At 56.2% G+C, this 19,453-nt stretch carries 15 protein-coding genes; 9 read left to right on the top strand and 6 right to left on the bottom strand.

Features of this window, described 5'->3' with window-relative positions; genetic code table 11:
- Positions 1-39: 39 nt before the first annotated feature.
- The 6 genes from RBB81_RS00925 (at position 40) to RBB81_RS00900 (ending at position 6,785) form a co-directional block, all read left to right on the top strand.
- The gene (locus RBB81_RS00925) at positions 40-540 is read left to right on the top strand and encodes a hypothetical protein (RefSeq protein ID WP_353072382.1); all 501 of its coding nucleotides are present in this window, start codon (positions 40-42) and stop codon (positions 538-540) included.
- Positions 537-767 (top strand): hypothetical protein, encoded by a 231-nt coding sequence (locus tag RBB81_RS00920; RefSeq protein ID WP_353072381.1) that lies wholly within the window; start codon positions 537-539, stop codon positions 765-767. Before RBB81_RS00925 ends, RBB81_RS00920 begins: the two co-directional genes overlap by 4 nt.
- Positions 768-973: 206 nt before the next feature.
- A complete protein-coding gene (locus RBB81_RS00915; RefSeq protein ID WP_353072380.1) occupies positions 974-1,138 on the top strand; it encodes a YciI family protein in 165 nt (54 codons plus the stop codon).
- Positions 1,135-1,377 (top strand): YciI family protein, encoded by a 243-nt coding sequence (locus RBB81_RS00910; RefSeq protein ID WP_353072379.1) that lies wholly within the window; start codon positions 1,135-1,137, stop codon positions 1,375-1,377. The genes RBB81_RS00915 and RBB81_RS00910 overlap by 4 nt, the downstream gene beginning before the upstream one ends.
- Before the next feature lie 1,161 nt (positions 1,378-2,538).
- Positions 2,539-4,086, top strand: a complete 1,548-nt coding sequence (locus tag RBB81_RS00905) for an arylsulfatase (RefSeq protein WP_353072378.1) — start codon at positions 2,539-2,541, stop codon at positions 4,084-4,086.
- A gap of 107 nt (positions 4,087-4,193) precedes the next feature.
- A complete protein-coding gene (locus tag RBB81_RS00900) occupies positions 4,194-6,785 on the top strand; it encodes a fused MFS/spermidine synthase (protein WP_423248045.1) in 2,592 nt (863 codons plus the stop codon).
- A gap of 197 nt (positions 6,786-6,982) precedes the next feature.
- On the opposite strand, the gene RBB81_RS00895 is transcribed toward RBB81_RS00900, so the two are convergent.
- Together RBB81_RS00895 and RBB81_RS00890 are read right to left on the bottom strand one after the other, a co-directional pair.
- Entirely contained in the window at positions 6,983-8,818 is a 1,836-nt protein-coding gene (locus tag RBB81_RS00895) for a chitobiase/beta-hexosaminidase C-terminal domain-containing protein (protein ID WP_353072376.1), read from the bottom strand.
- A 20-nt stretch (positions 8,819-8,838) separates the two neighbouring features.
- Positions 8,839-10,116 carry an NHL repeat-containing protein gene (locus tag RBB81_RS00890; protein ID WP_353072375.1) on the bottom strand — a complete coding sequence of 426 codons (1,278 nt, stop codon included), beginning with the start codon at positions 10,114-10,116 and terminating at the stop codon, positions 8,839-8,841.
- Between the two features lie 344 nt (positions 10,117-10,460).
- On the opposite strand from RBB81_RS00890, the gene RBB81_RS00885 reads away from it, so the two are divergent.
- A complete protein-coding gene (locus RBB81_RS00885; RefSeq protein WP_353072374.1) occupies positions 10,461-10,652 on the top strand; it encodes a hypothetical protein in 192 nt (63 codons plus the stop codon).
- Between the two features lie 31 nt (positions 10,653-10,683).
- On the opposite strand, the gene RBB81_RS00880 is transcribed toward RBB81_RS00885, so the two are convergent.
- Positions 10,684-12,831 (bottom strand): SBBP repeat-containing protein, encoded by a 2,148-nt coding sequence (locus RBB81_RS00880; RefSeq protein WP_353072373.1) that lies wholly within the window; start codon positions 12,829-12,831, stop codon positions 10,684-10,686.
- A 176-nt stretch (positions 12,832-13,007) separates the two neighbouring features.
- Positions 13,008-14,000, bottom strand: coding sequence for a TolB family protein (locus tag RBB81_RS00875; protein ID WP_353072372.1), 993 nt, complete (start codon positions 13,998-14,000; stop codon positions 13,008-13,010).
- Between the two features lie 280 nt (positions 14,001-14,280).
- Here RBB81_RS00875 and RBB81_RS00870 point away from each other — a divergent pair, with 280 nt between their 5' ends.
- Both RBB81_RS00870 and RBB81_RS00865 read left to right on the top strand, forming a co-directional pair.
- Complete coding sequence (locus RBB81_RS00870) at positions 14,281-14,916, top strand: DUF305 domain-containing protein (RefSeq protein WP_348641667.1); 636 nt, start codon at positions 14,281-14,283, stop codon at positions 14,914-14,916.
- Entirely contained in the window at positions 14,913-16,922 is a 2,010-nt protein-coding gene (locus RBB81_RS00865; protein ID WP_353072371.1) for an LVIVD repeat-containing protein, read from the top strand. Before RBB81_RS00870 ends, RBB81_RS00865 begins: the two co-directional genes overlap by 4 nt.
- 297 nt (positions 16,923-17,219) lie before the next feature.
- Here the strand turns inward: RBB81_RS00865 and RBB81_RS00860 are convergent, their stop codons facing one another.
- Entirely contained in the window at positions 17,220-18,098 is an 879-nt protein-coding gene (locus RBB81_RS00860; RefSeq protein ID WP_353072370.1) for a cupin domain-containing protein, read from the bottom strand.
- A gap of 27 nt (positions 18,099-18,125) precedes the next feature.
- Entirely contained in the window at positions 18,126-19,424 is a 1,299-nt protein-coding gene (gene dctA, locus RBB81_RS00855) for a C4-dicarboxylate transporter DctA (RefSeq protein ID WP_353072369.1), read from the bottom strand.
- Positions 19,425-19,453: the final 29 nt, after the last annotated feature.

Raw genomic sequence — 19,453 nt, 5'->3', positions numbered from 1 at the left:
CGGCGGTCACGGATAGCCCATTCTCAAGAGGGAAAACAAATGCGGAAAAAGAAGGTTCACGCAATCGCAATCAAAAGCTTCGCACTGCTTGTTGTGCTCGGTACGGCCTACCAGGCGACGGCACAGGATGCCACGACGCCGTATCCGAAGATGGCCCCGATCGACCAATACCTCATGACGGATCGGGGTGCGGAAATAGCCTTGGCGCGAAGTGCAGCACCGGAGTCCATTTCACGCGATGCAGAGGTGCTAATTCTTGGACCTCATGGGTTCGAAACAGCGGTCAAAGGCAAAAACGGCTTCGTGTGTATCGTGGGGCGTTCGTGGACGTCCGCCGCTGATCCTGACTTTTGGAATCCGAAGGTACGGGTCCCCATGTGTCTGAATGCACCAGCCGCACGTTCTTACCTTCTGCACCTCACCAAAGAGACCGAGTGGGGACTGGCGGGGCGTACGCAAGCTCAGATGAATGAGTCCATCACCGCCGCCATCGCCAAAAAAGAACTGCGCCGATGGAATCCGGAGCTATGTGCTACATGATGTCGAAGCCGGGATACGCCGGCGACAGCAACCCCCACTGGCCGCCCCACATCATGTTTTTCTATTCGGACACCGACTCCGCACTCTGGGGATCGAATCTGCCGGGTTCTCCCGTCGTTGGTGTGAGCGACCCCGTGGAGCACCTGACTTCGTTCGTAATTCCTGTGCAACGGTGGTCAGACGGAGCGGAATATCGCGAAGGCTCCGTCGCCGAGCATCATCATTAGCACATGCACGCCCACCAGAGCTTTTGCTGACCAAGTCCTTCAACGGCGTGGCGCCCTGCTGCGTCCCAGGCGCGTTCCATGGATTGGTCGTCCTCTGACGAGGCTAAAAAAATGGAGTAGCTGTCGATTTTCGGTCTCCGAACGACTATCTGATAACAGAACGACGAGCTACGGCTCCATGAGTCACAGCAAACAGGGAGGAATTAATGAAATACATCTGTTTCGGATACCTCGAACCCGGCAAGTTCGAAAACATGTCTGAGAGCGAGCGCAACACCGTGTTTGACGAGTGTTTTAGCTACAACGACGAACTACGGAAGAACGGACATTTGGTCGCTGAGGAACCTCTTCAGCCCCCAACACGGCGGTGACCGTGTCTTGGAAGAACGGAAAGGTTGCAGTGACAGACGGTCCGTACGCGGAAACGAAGGAGCAATTAGGCGGAATTCAGGTGCTTGAAGCACGAGATCTTAATCGCGCCATTCAGCTCATCTCCCAATGTCCGGGAGTGAAGTTGAATTGTGGAACAATCGAGATACGTCCAGTGGCGGATATTAACGACATAGTTAGGGAGAGCGAGCGGCGACGGCGAAAGGAAACCTCGCGATGAGGGGGGCCACGAGGGAAAGAATGATCAGGATCATGGCCGAGGCTGGATTGGCGGCAATCATGTTTTCCGCTTGCTTGGACAAGCTGACGCTAGTGCTGCTTCAGACCAGAGCAAGAAGGATGACGAAATGGAAGTCAAAAAAGGCTACGCGCCGGTTGACGGTCTCAGAATTTATTACGAGACTCGTGGAACCGCGAGTCCGACACATCCACCTCTTGTGCTGCTTCACGTCGGCGGAGACACGATAGAGACCTCGTTCGCCATGTGTTGCCGGAATTCGCGCGTGACCCGCAAGTGATCGCGTTTGAGCAGCAAGGATACTGGCACCACACCGCGGACATTGGCACACCGGTCGTTCAACTTCGAAGCGCACGAATTCGGTGTACATCTGCACGCCGGCGTGATTTTCAGGGGTTACTGTAGAACATCTGGTCGGTCCGCGGGATATCACACGGACCGTAGACCAAAGAGCAATCCGCGTCTTCGCTGCGATCGGTGGGAAACAGATCGTTGCTGATGCGTTTCTACGTTGTAAGCCTCGCCGGCAAACATATTGCTCGACGCGTTTTGTGTCTTCCGAAGCGGCTGATCGCGGATTTTTGGCTGCACTATCCACGAACAGCGCCGTTCGCCGTGACGTAAACTGTCAAAGCCGGTTGAGTTAGGGAGGGTACGGTGGCCGACCGAAGGCTCCCGATGGCTCACTAGCATCCTGATCCAACGCGACACGCTTGGCGACACGTCGAACTTGCTGCTTGCCCCTCCGGGAAACTGACCCACGCCGCGAATATTTTCAAGCTAACCATCGAGCAAGGGAAGGGCATTCTTGACTTGACGGCCACTATGATGGAAAATTAGCCGCGTTCATTGCTTTTCCGTCCAGATCTTTTTCTTGGTCATTTTGAGTCTTTCTCTTTCCCGGCCCCGCTGGTTAGCAATTCACGGCTTCTCCCGATCGGCGAGATCTAGTAGATCCGGTTCGAGGGTAGCTGCTGCTCTAGACAGGATCCAGTCTTGACAACCAGACTGCATCCTCGGTGTTTCTCGCACGACCCTGTTGTGGATGTTAGGACGAGAAAAGGAGCCGCCATGCTTTCGATACTGCTGAGGTCTTTGCCCCGAAGGGTAAACCGATCCATTTGTCACGTAGCCTTGGGCTACTTGGCACTTGCCGGTCTTGCCCAATTATTCGTGTGCCCAGCTAGCGCCCAAGCCGCCAAGCCGAATATTTTGGTAATCTTTGGCGACGACATCGGACAGGCAAACATCAGCCGTTACACACACGGCGTAGTCGGCTACATGACGCCAAACATCGATCGTGTCGGCGAAGAAGGGATGACTTTCACCGACTACTATGCAGAGAATAGCTGCACCGCAGGTCGTTCATCTTTTATTACCGGACAGTCGCCGATGCGAGTCGGCCTCACCAAGGTGGGTGCTCCAGGGGCTCCGGTGGGACTGCAGAAGCGGGACATCACCATTGCAGAGGCTCTCAAGCCGCTGGGCTACGAAACTGGACAGTTCGGCAAGAATCATCTTGGCGATAGGGATGAGTATTTGCCCACCAATCATGGATTTGACGAGTTCTTCGGTAATCTCTATCACTTGAACGCCGAGCAAGAGCCGGAGATGCCTTATTGGCCGAAAGACGATCCCATCTTTCTGAAGGCGTACAACCCCCGTGGCGTAATTCACTCCTATGCCGACGGAAAGATTGAAGACACGGGTCCGCTGAACATCAAACGAATGGAGACGATCGACGACGAGACGTCCAATGCAGCGATGGGATTCATCGACAAGCAGGTAAAAGCGAGCAAACCCTTCTTTGTCTGGATGAACTTTACGAGGATGCACGTCTTTACGCACATCCGTCCTGAGTTCCATGGAAAGAGCGGTATGCCCGGCAATGACTACGCCGATGGCATGTGGGAGCACGATCAAGATGTTGGAAAGCTGCTCAAGCAACTGGACGATTTGAAGATTGCCGATAACACGATCGTGATCTACACCACCGATAACGGTCCTAACATGTTCAGTTGGCCGGATGCAGCGATGACTCCCTTCCGCAGCGAGAAAGACTCGAACTGGGAAGGTGCATTCCGTGTACCAGCGATGATTCGCTGGCCAGGCCATATCAAGGCGAATACATGGTCGAATGAAATTGTCTCGGGTCTGGACTGGTTCCCGACATTGCTGGCAGCAGCCGGCGATCCGAACATCAAGGAGCAATTGTTAAAGGGGACAGGGCCCGGCGGTATGGCGCACAAGGTCCATCTGGACGGCTACAACATTCTTCCTTATCTCGAGGGCAAAGAGGCGCACTCACCCCGTCAAGACTTTTTCTATTTTGATGACGATGGACAACTGGTAGCCATGCGCCATGAAAACTGGAAGTTTGTCTTCTGCGAGCAGCGTGCGCCCGGCAACCTCGTGATCTGGGCAAATCCGTTCACGTGCCTGCGACTTCCGAAGATTTACAACCTTCGCATGGATCCCTATGAGAGAGCAGACATCACATCTGACCAGTACTACGACTGGACGGTACACAACGTTTATCTGGCCGTCCAGGGCCAGATTCGTGGCATAGAGTTTATGGAGACTTTCAAAGAGTATCCGCCAAGTCAGGCACCCGCGAGCTTCAGCGTCGATCCCGACCAGGTTTTGAAGATGCTGGAACACCAAAAGGCAGCAATGGCCGGAGGGAAATGAGGTTCACAAAACCCGCGGATACAGCGTACTGAAGGTTTGCATAACTGCTGTTGGAGACCGGGTTTATGCTCATAACGAGTTCGGCCTCTCAAGCTAAGAGGACTGACATGCCACGTGCAGAATCGGCTTTTCCTTCAGTTCTCAATAGAAGAGACAAAGGTGGCAAGCGGAGACGAAAGGAGCCAGTGAAGGAAGAGGCAAGCGCCGGATTCTTGGACCGCCTTCGTACTCTATTATTTGGATTCGTTCTCTTCTTGTCGGGCTCTGCGGCGATCATCTTTCAGGTTCTCTGGATCAGGCAGCTTTCTTTAGTGGTTGGGATTGAAGTCTATTCCATCACGATCGCCATTAGCGCGTTCTTCGCGGGACTTGCTGCCGGAGGCGCGATCTTTGGCCATCTCGTCGACCGATGGAGTAGGCCGCTCCTCCTTTATGCTCTGCTGGAGATTGGCATTGCTCTCGCAAGCGTAGTCGCGACTATAGCGCTCGCCCACTCGGCAGAACCGTTCATCACAATTCAAACTCACGCTGGCCTTCTCGCCTGGGTACTTCCCTTTCTGCTTGTGGGAGCGCCCGCCTTCCTGATGGGCGGAACGCTGCCTGTGGCTATTCGATCGCAGACCCTGGGGCGCCGACAAATCGCGCAAGCCGGAGGTTGGGTCTATGCCGCCAATACGGCCGGAGGCATCGCCGGCGCTTTGTCGAGTTCTTTCGTTTTCCTGCCGTGGCTCGGAGTTCGCGGTACGGCATTAGCCGCAGGCGCTTTGAATCTCGGTGCGGCAAGTCTAGTGTTGATACTGGTCCGGCGCGCCTCGATGAGTTCTCCAGAGGCAGCCAAAGAAAAGGTAAGAACCGCAAGTCCCCCATCCAAATCGCGCGTGGCGCTTGCTCTCTATGCAATCGCCGGAGGTATCGCGCTTGGCTATGAAGTCGTGTGGTCGCAGACCATGCCTCAGTTTATGAGCACCAGAGTGTTTGCATTTTCGTTGGTGCTGGCGACCTATCTCGCGGGCCTCGTGGTTGGTAGCGCCCTTTACGCCCGTTTTAGCCACAAAATCCGCGACACGTGGGGAGTATTTGGTTTCCTCATCTCTGCAGCCGGACTGGTGGCGCAGTTTGAAATAACTCTTTTGAACCTGTGGCAGTTGCGAGTGCAGATTGAAGCGGGCGATCTGGTCTACGCAGTAGCCGGAAGTGAATTTGCACGCATGTGCACACATTTTCTGGTTGCCTCAATTGGCATCGTCTTCGTCCCGACGGTATTGCTGGGAGCTGCGTTTCCAGCTGTTTTGCGATTGACAGCTGGCGTCGAGCACGCGGGTCGTGATGCTGGCACGGTTCTTGCGGTCAATACCGCTGGAGGTATCGCAGGCACCCTGTTGACGGGCTTTTTGCTTGTGCCCACGCTTGGGCTGGTGCGTACGCTCAGTGTGCTCGCGATTTTGGCTGCGACAGTAGGTGCGTTGGCGGTGCTGCTCGGCTTAAGCGTGAGCGGGAAGCTGCGATTGGCCGTCTACGTCGTCGCATTGATTGCCGTCGCGGGAGCGATCTTCACGCCGCCCGATCGTCTTGCTAGGCTGCTCCTCACGACGCGTGGCGGAGGGAACCTGATCTTCTATCAGGAAAGCGGAGGTGGTACGGTTGCTGTCGCAGATCAGCGCTCGGGCGACAATGTGTTTCGTCGGCTTTATATTCAGGGTGTTTCCAACTCCGGCGATGCCATGCCATCTCTGCGCTACATGCGCCTGCAGGCGATGCTGCCGTTGATAATTCACCACGGCGAAACACAATCCGCATTAGTGATCGGTTTCGGCACAGGCATCACCGCTGGAGCAGTCCTGCATTATCCCGGGCTGCAGCGAAGAGTATGTGTCGAGTTGCTTCCTGCGGTGGTGCGAGCAGGAGACCTCTTCCCGGAAAATTACAAGGCTGGGTCAGATCCGCGCATGCAGCTTCGCATCGGTGACGGCCGGCAGGAGCTGTTACGTACGGCAGAGCGCTATGACCTGATCACATTGGAACCGCCGCCACCTTCAGCGGAAGGAGTCGTTAACCTCTACTCGACGGACTTCTACAAGCTTGCGGGCAGGCGGCTCGAGTTTAATGGCCTCTTTGCGCAGTGGTTGCCGCTCACCACGCAGAATGATAAAGACACTCAATCATTGGTCCGCAGTTTTTTGGATGTCTTTCCCTACGCAACCCTCTGGACCACTGAGATGCACGAGATGCTTCTAGTCGGTTCATATTCGCCGATCGAGCTGGACACAACACAGATCGCCAGGCGCTTTGCGCAGAGCAGCGTAAGCACAACTCTACAGACGGTCGGCATCTCTTCGCCGGCTGCTTTGATGGCAACTTGGGTCACAGGAAGAGAAGGGCTTGAACGCTATGCGTCAAACGTCAGGCCGGTGACGGATGATGATCCCCGGATTGAATATGCGTCATGGGTGCGCCCAAAGGAAATCACCAGCACTTTGCCGAAGTTGCTTGCTCTCCGCACAGAGCCGCCCTTGATTGGGGGAGATGATGTTCTGCGAGCGGAAGTCGCCCGGCAACGCGATAGCCTCTGGGATTTCTATGCGGGCGGTATTGCCGCCTACGATGGAGATAGAGAGCAATGGACTCAGGCGATGCAGCGCGTTATGGCTTCCGATGACAAAAATCCCTACTATCTCTGGCTCTTGGGAAGCGCAAGATAAGACGGGGACCCCACTATCGAATCACATCAGAACCGAGCAGGCTGAATAGCCGTGGTGGAGGCTGAGTCGCCGGCACATTCCCGATCAGGAGTCTGCGCGAAGTTAAAACTCAGAGGATCAGCAAAACCTAATATCTCCTCTCCGCCCGTGTTGACATCGCCCGTATGACCTTCCACCAAGCGGAGAGATGCTAGCTCCTACTTCGTTAGGGTATAAATCTGCGCCGCTATCGCGCTTTTAGCCTCATCCGGGACGCTTGCGATTGCCTTGATTATTTCGCTGCGCGACACAGTAATCGGGCCGGTGTAGGGAATCGAAGTGACTTCAGGATTGTTTCCTGCGTAGGTGTAATAAATCTTCGCCAGTGGTGACGCATCAGTGATCGTCACCGTGATCGTGCCCTTGAAGTCTTGTCCATTTGGACTGATTACCGGTGTCGGTGACGTGTAGGTATATTTTGCGGAGCCCACTGCGCTATTGCTATATCCGGTTTCAGTGGCGATCGCGCGTAGAAACTGAGTTGACGTCACAGTGATGGACCCCGTATAGAGCGTCGATGCCGTTGTTGGTAAGGTGCCGTCGGTGGTGTAGTAAAAGGTGACGCCTGGAGTCGTATCAGTGAGAGTGACGGTAAACGGGGATGGTCCATAGGTTCCTGGTACAGGGTTGAACACTGGAATTGCCGGCACTAGATGGTAGGTGTAAGTGGTCACTGGAGAAGATTTGAATCCTGGCTCGATCGCTATCGCCTTCACAGTCTCCGTCTTCGAGACTGTTATCGGAGCAGTGTAGACAGTCGAGTTGACCGTGGGTCCGGTTCCATCGGTTGTGTAATAGATGGGTGCGGTATCCGTCATGGTCAATGTCAGCGCGCTGTTGTAAGTCCCCGGTGCCGGGGTGATAACAGGGGCCGGCAGGGTAGGCTCTACGTTGCCGTTGAGTATCACGGTCTGGGTGGAGGGAATTGCGTTATCCATGAAGGTGAGCGAACCAGGTATCGAACCCGTCCTGACCGGTACAAAGCTAACGAGTTCGGTACAGGAGGTCCCAGGGGCGAGTGCTGCCGGCACTGCACTGGAAGTGGTCAGCTCCGGGCAGGTTGAACCACTGTCCAACGCAAACTGATTCGAGATACTGGGATTGGTTCCCTGTAGAGGTAGCGAGAAGATCAGGTTCTCATTGCCATCGTTGACGATGGTCGCGGTCTGTGGGCTGTCACTGCTCGTCTGGCCAGGAGTGGTCGGGAGAAAGTTAAATCTCGGAGCATCGGCGAAATCCAGTTTGTATAACTGACCTATAGATGGGGGGTGAAAAATAGCAAAGTCAGCAACATATACGTTTCCGCTCCAATCCACGGCAACTCCCCACGGCGTAATAATGCCGCTGCTTGAGTCGGCGAGAGTAAGGATGTTTGCATCGGCGGGAACGCTCCCGTTGGCAGCTACCATCTCATAAACCGCATCTGCACTTTCATCCGCGACATAGGCGTTACCTACACCGTCTACCTTTACGTCAAACGGCGCTTTGAAGCCGCCCAGCGAAAGGATGATTGGATTTGGAGGGATCTGGCCGTTCACCGCCACAATTTCTTTCACCTGATGATCCGGCGGGTCCGCGACGTAGACGTTGCCGTTTCCATCTACTGCCAGACCCATACCAGAAAATCCGGTCGCTAGTGTCACAGGTGTTGGAATCGCCGGGACAGGCGGAATGGTTCCGTTGACCGCCACAATCTCCTGCACGGCTCCCCCACTCATAAAGTAGATGTTTCCAGCTCCGTCCACCGCGACTGCCGCGTCGTTCGGGCCGTTAGTCAGGAAGACCACGTTCGGGTTAGCGGGAATGCTTCCATTGACCGCAACAATCTTGGCGATGATGCCTATTGCAGCGACATAAAGGTTACCACTTCCATCTATTGCGAGGCTCGTAACACTGCCGAAGAAATCGAGTGTACGCATCGCCGGATTATTCGATATCTGGCCATGATCCGCTAGGATTTCATAGAGTGTGGTGTCGCTATCGACAAAGTACACATTCCCGTTTCCATCCAACGCTACGCTGGTGGGATACGGGCTTTGTGAGCGTTTATGTTGCCCACCGTAGTCTTGGTCCCGGGTCTCCAGGTTACCTGTGGTCCGTCTCCTATTCCTGTGATATTGGCTGTAGCAATTACCGTCCCGGAGTTATTGGAGAGTGTGACCGCGCCATATCGTGTGCCCGAGTAGGTTGGCTTGAAGGTGACGACGACCGTGCACGAGTCTCCAGCGTTATAGGTGTGGCTGGTCCCAAGGATGGTACAGGTTCCAGTTCCTGCATCAGTAAAGTCGAGCCCTGTAGCACCCTGAGTGAAAACACCAGGCGCCATAATGGAGCCGGGGCTGCTGAAGTTGAATGTCAGGGTCGCCGTAGCGGTCGTCCCAAGGGCGATGGAGCCGAAGATACCGGGCTTTAGGCTAATCTCCTGGATGGTCTCTGTGCCCGAGTCGGCAACATAGATGTTTCCGAATTTGTCTACCGCGACCCCCTTGGGCGAGGAGAACCCGCTTCCGATCGTCAGGACCTGAGATGAATCATTCGCAGCGATCTCTTTCACGGCGCGGTTGTTGGTGTCCGCGACAAAGACGTTTCCGCTGGCGTCGACCGCCACACTTTGCGGATGACTGAAGCCGCCGCCCAGTGATGCTAAGGTGGTGTTCACTTCAACTTCTTTCACCGCACTGTTACCCGTGTCAGCGATGTAGACATTCGCGCTCGCGTCGACGGCGACACCATAGGCGCCCTTGAAGCCGCTACCGATTGCCACCATCGTCGGACTCGTTGGGATCGTGCCATTGACGGCAAGGATCTCCGTCACGGTATTTTGGCTGGAATCGATGACATAGACGTTCCCGCTGCCGTCCATAGCGATGCCATGAGGTGCGGAAAATCCACTGCCGAGCGTCCTGATAGTTGGATCCAATGGGATGGTGCCATTGACCGCCACGATCTCCTTTACGGTGTGGTCCCCTAAATCAGCGACGAAGACGTTTCCGCTTTTGTCCACCGCTACGCCTCTTGCGTCGCTCAGGCCGCTGCCTAGTTTCACGATCTTTGGATTGGCCGGTATGCTGCCATTCACCGCTACGAGCTCCTCTATTGAGCTCTGGTAATCAGCGGCGATGTAGACGTTTCCGCTCGCGTCGACCGCGACTCCTTGTACAACATTCAAGCCGGTCTCCAGCGTAGTGACGACCCCAGCGTAGTTTGCGGTTTGTGCTGAGCTGGCTGCCGCACCTGCGCACAGAGCGGCAAACAGCGAGATTGACGCGGATGTGAGAGTTGTCCTTAGCATGTGACTCCTCAATCGACACACTAGAGAAGGGAAGGAGATCAATCTAGAAATTCATCGTAACCATGACGTCGTACTAGGCCCGGTTCAGAACTCGCAACCCGCTTCCTGTTTGGTCACCATCGGAGCGGTTGGCTTAGAGTTGGAGTACCGGGAGCAACTACGACGTTCCGTTTCGGACGTACAAGAATACTTCTGGCGACGTCGCCATGAAGCTAAACCATAGCTTTCTGCAAGTCAATTGTTGTCACACAGGTTAGGACGTTCAAGTTCAACGGCCGGGATGAGGTCTTCGCCGCGGACGTCATTTTGACGAAAGAGGGCGAGACGCATCCGAAAAAGGAAGTATGTTGCAGCATTTTTTTTGGCGCGGTGTTTCTTTGTTTTTGCTGGGGGTTTTGGCAAAAATGGGTGCAAAAACGTGGTGTTTTGGTGGTGAGTTTGTGGTGTTTTGCGTGGTAAACGTGGTGTCTAAGCAGCCAGTTTTCCGGGCTCGAAAAATGCGCCACGGATTTCGGGTTTATTTTGAGTTTTTCTGATTTGGGCTTCTTTCGCTAGAAGTCCAGGCGGCTAAGGAGCGTTCTCAATCACGGGAGTCTCATCCAACCTGACTACGAAGGCGTCTTCATTCGAAGCGCTCTTCCCGCCGGTGAACCGGGTGCCTGCCGTGTAAATGGTCGGATAGGTAATGATCCCGCCCAACCGTTCCGCAGGCTTCACGACAGCCACGCCACTGATTTGCGCCCCGAGGAAGACCGTATAGAGTGGGCCATTTCCGTCTTTATCGAGTTTCACCAGAAAGCCTGCAGTGGGGTTCGGCGTAATTGGGGGAGCACCGGGGAACGTGGTTGAGGATGTGTTGCCCGCGACCCAGGTGTCTCCGTCTGCATCCGTTGCAATCGCCTGTCCATCAGAGCTGCCATCCGACCCCGAAAGATATCTGAGGTAGGTCAGCTTTCCCTGGGGCGAGGCCTTCGCGACGAACGCAAAGTCTGCAGCCGACTCCTGACACGGCGAGCAGAAGGTTCCCGCTACGTAGGCGTTTCCGGCAGGGTCTACGGACACTCCAGTGCCGATGGTTGTCTCCAGGCTGAGGGATGTTGAGTATATGAGCGAGTCGCCCGCGGGGCTCAGCTTGGTAAGAAATGCCGAAGGCGACCCTCCAAACATCGTTGACTGGTAACCGGCATAGGGAAAATCATGCGAAACCGATTCGCCAGTCACGTAGGCCGAAAGCGAGTTGTCGACTGCGATGGCGGATATGGAATCGACGTCCGATCCGCCCAGGTAAGTGGAGTACATGAGCGAGGCGCCGTTGGGCGAGAGCTTCGCGACAAATCCGCTGACGGCGCCTCCGGGATAGTATTCATAGCCGTTCACAACTGGAAAATCCGACGATGTTGTGAATCCAGCCACGTAGGCTGATTGAGAGGCATCAATGGCAATCGCTCCACCGTTCTCGCCGTTCGAGCCGCCGAGGTAGGTCGAGTACACGAGGCGGTTGCCTGACGGCGATAGCTTGGTAACAAAAACGGTAGCGTCGCCTTTTTTTGCAAATTGCAAGGGCTGACTGAGAGGAAAGTCATCCGAGTGGGTTTGGCCGCCGATGTAAACACCACTGGCATCGACTGCGATTCCGTTGCCTGCGTCGTTGTCGCCACCGCCCAGATAGGTCGAAAAGAGGATGTTGCCGTGTGTGCCCAGTTTCGTTACAAATGCGTCTGAGTCGCCGGACCTGCTGCCCTGGATGATGCCTCCGACGACGTTGAAGTTACCGGAATAAGTCTGTCCAGTAACGTAGGTGTCACCTAGGCCATCGACGGCCACTGCACTCGCGGTATCGGTATCGGACCCACCGAGGAACGTGACAAACGAGATCGTCGGGTCGATCACAAGTGGTTTCTTCGGATCATATTTTTCGACTGTGAATCCGGCGGTATCTCCCTTCAAAATCCGAAATCCCCCCTTGACGGGTACCTTTTTCCCATCCACCTCCTGATAGATTTTGGGCTGGGCATGACGAAGCTGAATCTTGTTCGGCGTAGCGAGCATCAGGTCGCCATTAGCCTTGTCCACCTCCAGGCTTGCTGCTCCTTCGAACTGGAGTTGAATCTGCCTCGGATCGGCGCCGGGGGCCAGAACAAAATCGTATTCTAGTTCGCTCTCGTCGCCGTGGAAGATGAGATCGACGCCTTTATAAACACTCGGGACTTTGACCTGTTCGTAGTGAGGGATATCAGTGTGCCAACCCGCCGGCATCTTTCCGATGAAGTAGTTACTGACGCCGCCAGTTGGCTTCGTCCCCATCGGCTTCCAGCCGTCGCTGCCCGTGAGATGCAGTTTCACCAGAGTGCTTTGTGCGCTCTGTTGCTTCGTCTGGACCTTGCTGAGTTGAGACGCATTGGGAAAGAGCGGTTTCGAAGACTTTACGGCAGTTTGCTCACCAAACTCGAGTGTGGCGCCATCGGAAGTTATTCCGAGCCTGAATCCGGCACCGCGGCCTATCCACTGGTAGTTCGAAGATGCCTGACCACGATTGGGCTCGAATACGAGGGCGGTTTGCGCGGAGGAGAGCTGGACCTCGACCCCTTGTGGAGTCTGAGTCTTTTGAATCTTTGGGCGGATATTCGGTTGGGTCTGACTTTGAACAGCAGGTGCGACAACCAAAAGTGCCGCAGTTAAAGTGAGTGGGAGAAGCGAGATGTGGGCCACGGCCATTGAGATCTCCTGTGTGAAGAATAGGGGCCCCACTGAGACAGTCGTTTCACCGCCTCTCACTTCTTTCGCTGTGTTTTCCGATTCTGCTCGCTTCCGCATCCCCGTCAATTCGGGACCCAGAGTTACCGATACATTCCGAGGAGCCGATCTATTCACCCCCAGTGCGATCCTCTGTGTTATTTCAAAACCTCATAGGTGACGTAGGCGAAGCGCATTGAGTCGGGTGCCCAGGAGTTTACGTTCATCGTTCCCTGGCCGCCGGTAGCCTGGATGAGTTTCTTTTGAGTGGCCGCTACTTTGTCGTGGTCGATTGCTACCAGCTTTAGTTCGATGGAGGCGTTGCGGGGGTTGTGGTTGGGCGTGCCGGCGGGGTAGCCGATGTATACCAACTTTTTGCCGTCGGGCGAGATGTGGGGGAACCAGTCTTCCAGTGCATCGTTGACTACCATCTCGGCCTTTTCGTCGTTGTTGCCCGCGCCGTCGGCAGGGAAGCGCCAGACGGCCTCTTTGCCGGAGCGGTCGGAGTTGATGTAGATCCACTTGCCGTCTGGAGAGTAGTCGGGACCGTCGTCGTGGTGGGGGTTGGAGGTGAATTGTTTCTCGGGTCCACCGGCGGCGGGCATGCCGTAGATGTCGAATTGGCCGCTGCCGTTGCGCTGGGCGACAAAGGCGAGCGTGCCGCTGTCGGGCGACCAGCCGTGAAAGTAGCTGGGAGAGTCGGGCGTCATCAGCTTTGCGTTGTTGCCATCGGCGTCGGCGAGGAAGACCTGCGATCCTTTGTTCGGTGGGACGGTGGCTGAGAAGGCAATCTTTGTGCCGTCGGGCGAGATGGCCTTGTCGTTATTGCACTGATAGTCGGCGGGGATCGCGAGCTTTGCCGGCTCGGCGGTGCCGTCCTGCTTGAGCACGAGCTTGTAGATGGCCCCGCCGGAGTTAGCGATGAGGTACTTCCCGTCGGGAGACCAGTTTGGTGCCTCCCATATGGAATCGGCCGTGTAGACCAGATGCGAGGTGCCGGTGTGCAGGTCGTAGAGGAATAGACGGCTGCGCAGATGCTGCTCTTCCGGGTGCGACGGAGGCTGCTGTGCCTGGAGAGACGGTGCCAGCAGAGAGGCTGCGATGAGGGCGAGATTACAGAAGAATCGCGTTTGGATCGAGAGAACCTTCATGGGTGTGACACTCCTCTTTTGATGGAAGTCGCGGGGGATTCGCTGGTGACGGCGATCTTAGGTGCGCGTACTCGATTCCTCCGGAGCCGAGTACGCAGTTTCCCTCTCAGCGCTCTGGCGCATGGCTTTCCCACTTGCGACTCGCAGCCGCCATGATACCGTGGGAGAACGAAAGTTGCCCGGTGCGATGGGAAGATTGAGACTCGATTCTATTGGTTGGAGCCGCAACCCGCGGACCAGGGCGACGACGACTGCAGCACCCTGTCGATGGCTATTGACTGTGTTGCTCTTGAGCGTGTCGGCCACCGCGGTTTATGGTCAACAGACCCAGCCAAGTTCGTCGCCGGTGGTGGTGCAGCCGGGCGCTCCGGGAACTCCAAGCAGACAGCTGTCGTCTTCTACAACGGCGCAGGCGCCACAGCGGTCGCAGGCTGATGTGGAGTTTATGCAGGGCATGATCATGCATCACGGGCAGGCGGTGGAGATGACGGCGCTGATTCCATCGCACACGGAGAATAAGGAGATTCGCTCTTTGGGGGCGCGGATCGGCCTTTCGCAGGCGGATGAGATGAAGTTCATGAAGCGCTGGCTAGTGGCGCGCGGAGAGCCTGTGGCGATGACTATGCCGGGGATGCCGGATATGGAAAAGAGTGGCGCTCCCATGCAGGCGATGCCGGGGATGCTGACGCCGAAGCAGATGGAGGCGCTGCGGCAGGCCAAGGGCGCGGAGTTCGACCGGCTATTTTTGACGGGGATGATTCAGCACCACAATGGGGCGCTGGTGATGGTCAAGCAGCTGTTCGATACGCCAGGGGCGGGGCAGGATGCGGAGCTGTTCGACTTCGCGACGGATGCTGACAATACGCAAAGGGCCGAGATCGGAATAATGCAGGACATGTTGAAGGAGAAAAGATGAACCGTACGCAGTCACTCGCTTTCCGTTTGGCCGGTGTGGCCTTTGGCGCGGCTTTGGTGTGTTCGAGCTTTAGAGTTTTGTGGGCGCAGGCTCCAGCCGCTCCGGCAGCGCAGGCTGCTCCAGAGGAAGAGGAAAATCCGTTTATGCCGCAACCGGCTGTGCCGCTGCCGCCGGGCATGACGGGGTCGATGACGAACGATCCGCGCGTGGGGCTGAAGCCGGGACTATATGACGCGGGCGAGACTGCGATGGGGATGGAGCATCTTGCGTTTGTGAAGAAGCCCAACGCATTTCAACTGTCGTCTACTAATCCAGACGATCCCGCGGTTCAGAAGAGTCTAGATCTGATAGGCGTGAGCAACAGGGCGAAGATGCCGAAGCCGATGCAGCTTGTGATCGCGCAGCTGGCCTTCGCAAACTCCGACTTTGCGTTTCAGGGAACACACTTGTTCCAAGGCAACTTCTACGGGGTGAACTTCTACGACATCTCGAACCCGACGAAGGTGTCACTGATCACGTCGCTGGTGTGTCCGGGAGGGCAGGGCGATGTTTCGGTGTATGGAAATCTGCTATTCATGTCGGTGGAGATGCCGAATGGACGGCTGGACTGCGGAGTACAGGGATTTCCGCCGCTGCCACCGCCGGAGCCGGGGCATGAAAAGGATCATCGGATCCCGACGGCGAGCCCGGATCGCTTTCGCGGTGTGAGGGTCTTTGACATTTCGGACATCAAGAATCCGAAGCAGGTGGCGGCGGTGCAGACCTGCCGCGGATCGCACACGCATACGCTGGTGGTGGATCCGAACGATAAGGACAACGTCTACATCTATGTTTCGGGGACGTCGTTTGTAAGGCAGAGTGAGGAGCTTGCGGGTTGCTCGAGGGAGGAGAAGCCGGACAAGGATCCGAACACTTCGCTGTTTCGGATCGACGTGATCAAGGTGCCGCTTGCCGCGCCGCAGCAGGCTAAGGTGGTTTCGAGTCCGCGAGTCTTTATCGATCCGCGCACGGGCGCTCTGAATGGCCTGAACAATGGTGGAAGCCACGATCAGAAAGCTGAGAAGCCTGCGGACACCAACCAGTGCCATGACATCACGGTGTATTCGGCTTTGGGACTCGCGGCTGGGGCTTGTTCGGGGAATGGCATTCTGCTCGACATCAAAGACCCTGTGCATCCGAAGCGTGTGGACGCGGTGAACGATCCGAACTACTCTTATTGGCACTCGGCGTCTTTCTCGAACGATGGAACCAAGGTCGTGTTTACCGATGAGTGGGGCGGCGGTTTGCAGCCGCGTTGCCGTCCGACGGATCCGAACAAGTGGGGAGCGGATGCGATCTTCAATCTTAAGGACGACAAGCTGTCGTTCGCGAGCTACTACAAGATGCCGGCTGCACAGACGGAGACGGAAAACTGCGTGGCTCACAACGGCTCACTGATACCGGTTCCCGGTCGCGATATCGAAGTACAAGCCTGGTATCAGGGCGGTATTTCGGTGATGGACTTTACGGACGCTGCGCATCCGTACGAGATCGCTTACTTTGATCGCGGACCCGTCGATGCCAACACACTGATCCTGGGAGGAGACTGGTCTGCATATTGGTACAACGGCTACATCTATGGGTCGGAGATCGCGCGCGGACTTGATGTGTTCAAGCTGGTGCCGAGCAAATTTCTGACGCAGAATGAGATCGATGCTGCCAGCCTCGTGAAGGTCAGCGAGCTGAACGTACAGAACCAGCAGAAGGTCTCGTGGCCGTCTCAGTTGACGGTGGCGCGAGCGTATCTCGATCAGCTGGGACGTTCGCAGGCGCTGTCGTCAGCGCGGATTGCTGATTTGAACAAGGCGATTGTGCGGACGCAGAGGTCGCACCTTGGCAAGAAGGATCTGGCAAAGCTGCATGGAATGGCAGCGTCCGTCGAAACGAGCGCCTCGGACGCAAAGAACCCAGAGGATGCCAGACGGCTGCATGCGCTGGCTCAGATACTGGAGAGTCCAATCGCCTGAGCTCAGCGGCTTGACGTTCCTCAAGTGATGGGTCTGGTCTCGCTGACCCGGCCCATCACTGTTTCTTATTGTGGATCACGGTTGTTTTTTTGCGAAACGGGCGGATTTTGTTCACGAGTGGTCTTCTCTCACGAGAAAACAATAATCCGTCACAGATGGATGCGGAGCGTTGATTTATCGACCTCTTTTTCCCATCGTGCTATCACCAACGTTGCCACTCCATTGCCAATCATCTTCACGGCTGCACGGACAACGGCGCTGTGCACCGGAAGAAGATTGGTACTCGATCCGCACCTGTCAGTCCGGATATCTTTCACGCATGATGCGCCACTCAGAATCGAACCGGAAGGCCTGACGCGCTGGAGGTTGAGGCGTCTGCGTCTCAATGAACCGGAGTGGTTCCGATCCTCGCGTGTAGATTGCGTGCTTCGCACCGACTCCGGTCCAACATAACGTTCCGGGCTCTACGATGTACTTCTTGCCTTCAAATTCACAATCGGCCATGCCCGAAACAAAGTAGTACGACTCCTCGAAGGGATGTGTGTGGTGTGAACCACCGCCGCCTTCCGCAAATTCCACGACGAACATTGTCATGTGGGCCGATCCAAAGTTGCGATCGACCATCATCTTCTGGCTGATCAGGCGCGCACCGTCTCCGGTGTATCCGTCCATCTGCAGGTTGCCGGGCGGCGGCAGTTGGGCATCTTCAAAGTGCCCCACAAAACGGGTGCGAGCGTCCCCTTTATCGAAGCGCTCGATCTTCTCGGGCCAATCGAAGTCGCCAACGAAAAAGGTATCCTGCCCTACGGCCTTGGCCAGAGGCTGTGGAGCAATCATCTCCATCCAGCGTGCGCCGTTGCCGCTGCTTGATCTCATCGCATGTGCTGACCCTACGAGGACCAGGGCGTAATCACCGGGTCCCATGCGGTAGCTCCGGCCATCCATCATCATGTCCATCTCACCTTCCAGCATATAAAAGCTTTTTTCGTAGGCGAGCACGCACTGCTCGAGATAGCCGCCGGGTTCGAGTTGGACGATTTGATGTGCCATGTGAACGGCCGCCGCAGAGGTCGAATGGTCGATGAACGGGACTCGCGAGTAGCCCTTGGCATGTCGGCCATAACCTTCGGGAATGGAGAAGTTGTTTTCTTCGAGCTTGATGACTGCGTGAGCCATGGCCCCTCCTAAAAAGCGAATTTTGCACTACATGCGGCTGCCCAACGTGGCAGCGTCGACTTCGTTTTCCCAGCGCGCGATGACCAGAGTTGCCACGCCGCTGCCGATCATGTTGACCACTGCGCGGAACATCGCCATGAAGCGGTCGATGCCGAGGATGAGCGCCATGCCAGCCACTGGAATCGTCGGCACCACGGACAAGGTGGCGACCAGGGCGATGAAGGATGCTCCCTGCACACCGCTGGCGCCCTTTGAGGTGAGGATGGCAACGGCAAAGATGGTGAGCTGCTGCATGAGCGTGAGGTGGGTTCCAGTAGCCTGTGCGACAAATAGAGCGGCGAGGGTCATGTAGAGCGCGGTGCCGTCCGTGTTGAAGATGTAACCGGTCGGCACCACGAGCCCCACGAGCGCCTTGGAGCAGCCTACCGCCTCGAGCTTCTCCATCAGCGTAGGCATGGCAGCTTCGGAGGAGACGACCGAGAGCACCAGGAGAATCTCTTCTTTGATATAGATCAGGAACCTGAAGATGTTAAAGCCCGCGACCAGCGCAATGCCGCCGAGCACAACGACGACAAAGAAGATGGAGGTGAGATAGAACGTCGCGATCAGTTTGAGCAGCGGCCCCAGCGAGGCGATGCCGTACTTGCCTACGGTGAAGGCCATCGCACCAAAGGCGCCGATCGGAGCGAGGCGCACGAGCATGTTGACGACGGCGAAGACCGCCTGCGTCACCGTGTTGAGCAGCGCCAGCAGGGGGGTCGCGCGCTTCCCCAGCGAGGACAGGGCAAAGCCGAAGAGCAGGGCGACCAGCAGCACCTGCAGTATGTCTCCTTTGGCGAAGGCGTCGACCACTGTGGTTGGGATGATATGCATCAGGAAATCGGTGACGCCCATGGCTTTGGTCTGGCCCACATAGCTGGAGACGGCCTTGGCGTCGAGAGAGGCTGGATCGACGCGGAAGTCGCCCCCTGGATGCACCACATTGCCCACTACAAGCCCTATCAAGAGCGCGATTGTCGAGACGACCTCGAAGTAGAGCAGCGCCTTGCCGCCAACGCGGCCGACCTTCCTCAAGTCCTGCATGCCGGCTATGCCCGAGACGACGGTGCAGAAGATGATCGGCGTGATGATCATCGTGATCAGGCGGATGAAGCCGTCCCCAAGCGGCTTCATGGCGATGGCGTGAGCAGGACTGAAGTAGCCCAAGCAAATCGCCAACGCAACAGCAACGAGAACCTGGAACCAGAAAGTAAAATAAAAAGGGGTTTTACCCTTCGATTCAGTCCCTGTACTTACAGGGAGCTGCTCTACACTGACGCTTTCCATTTTTTATGCCTCATCCTGCGGTCGTCCGT

The sequence above is a fragment of the Tunturibacter gelidoferens genome (assembly GCF_040358255.1).
Taxonomy (GTDB): domain Bacteria; phylum Acidobacteriota; class Terriglobia; order Terriglobales; family Acidobacteriaceae; genus Edaphobacter; species Edaphobacter gelidiferens.
This window is presented reverse-complemented; position numbering and strand designations above follow the sequence as displayed.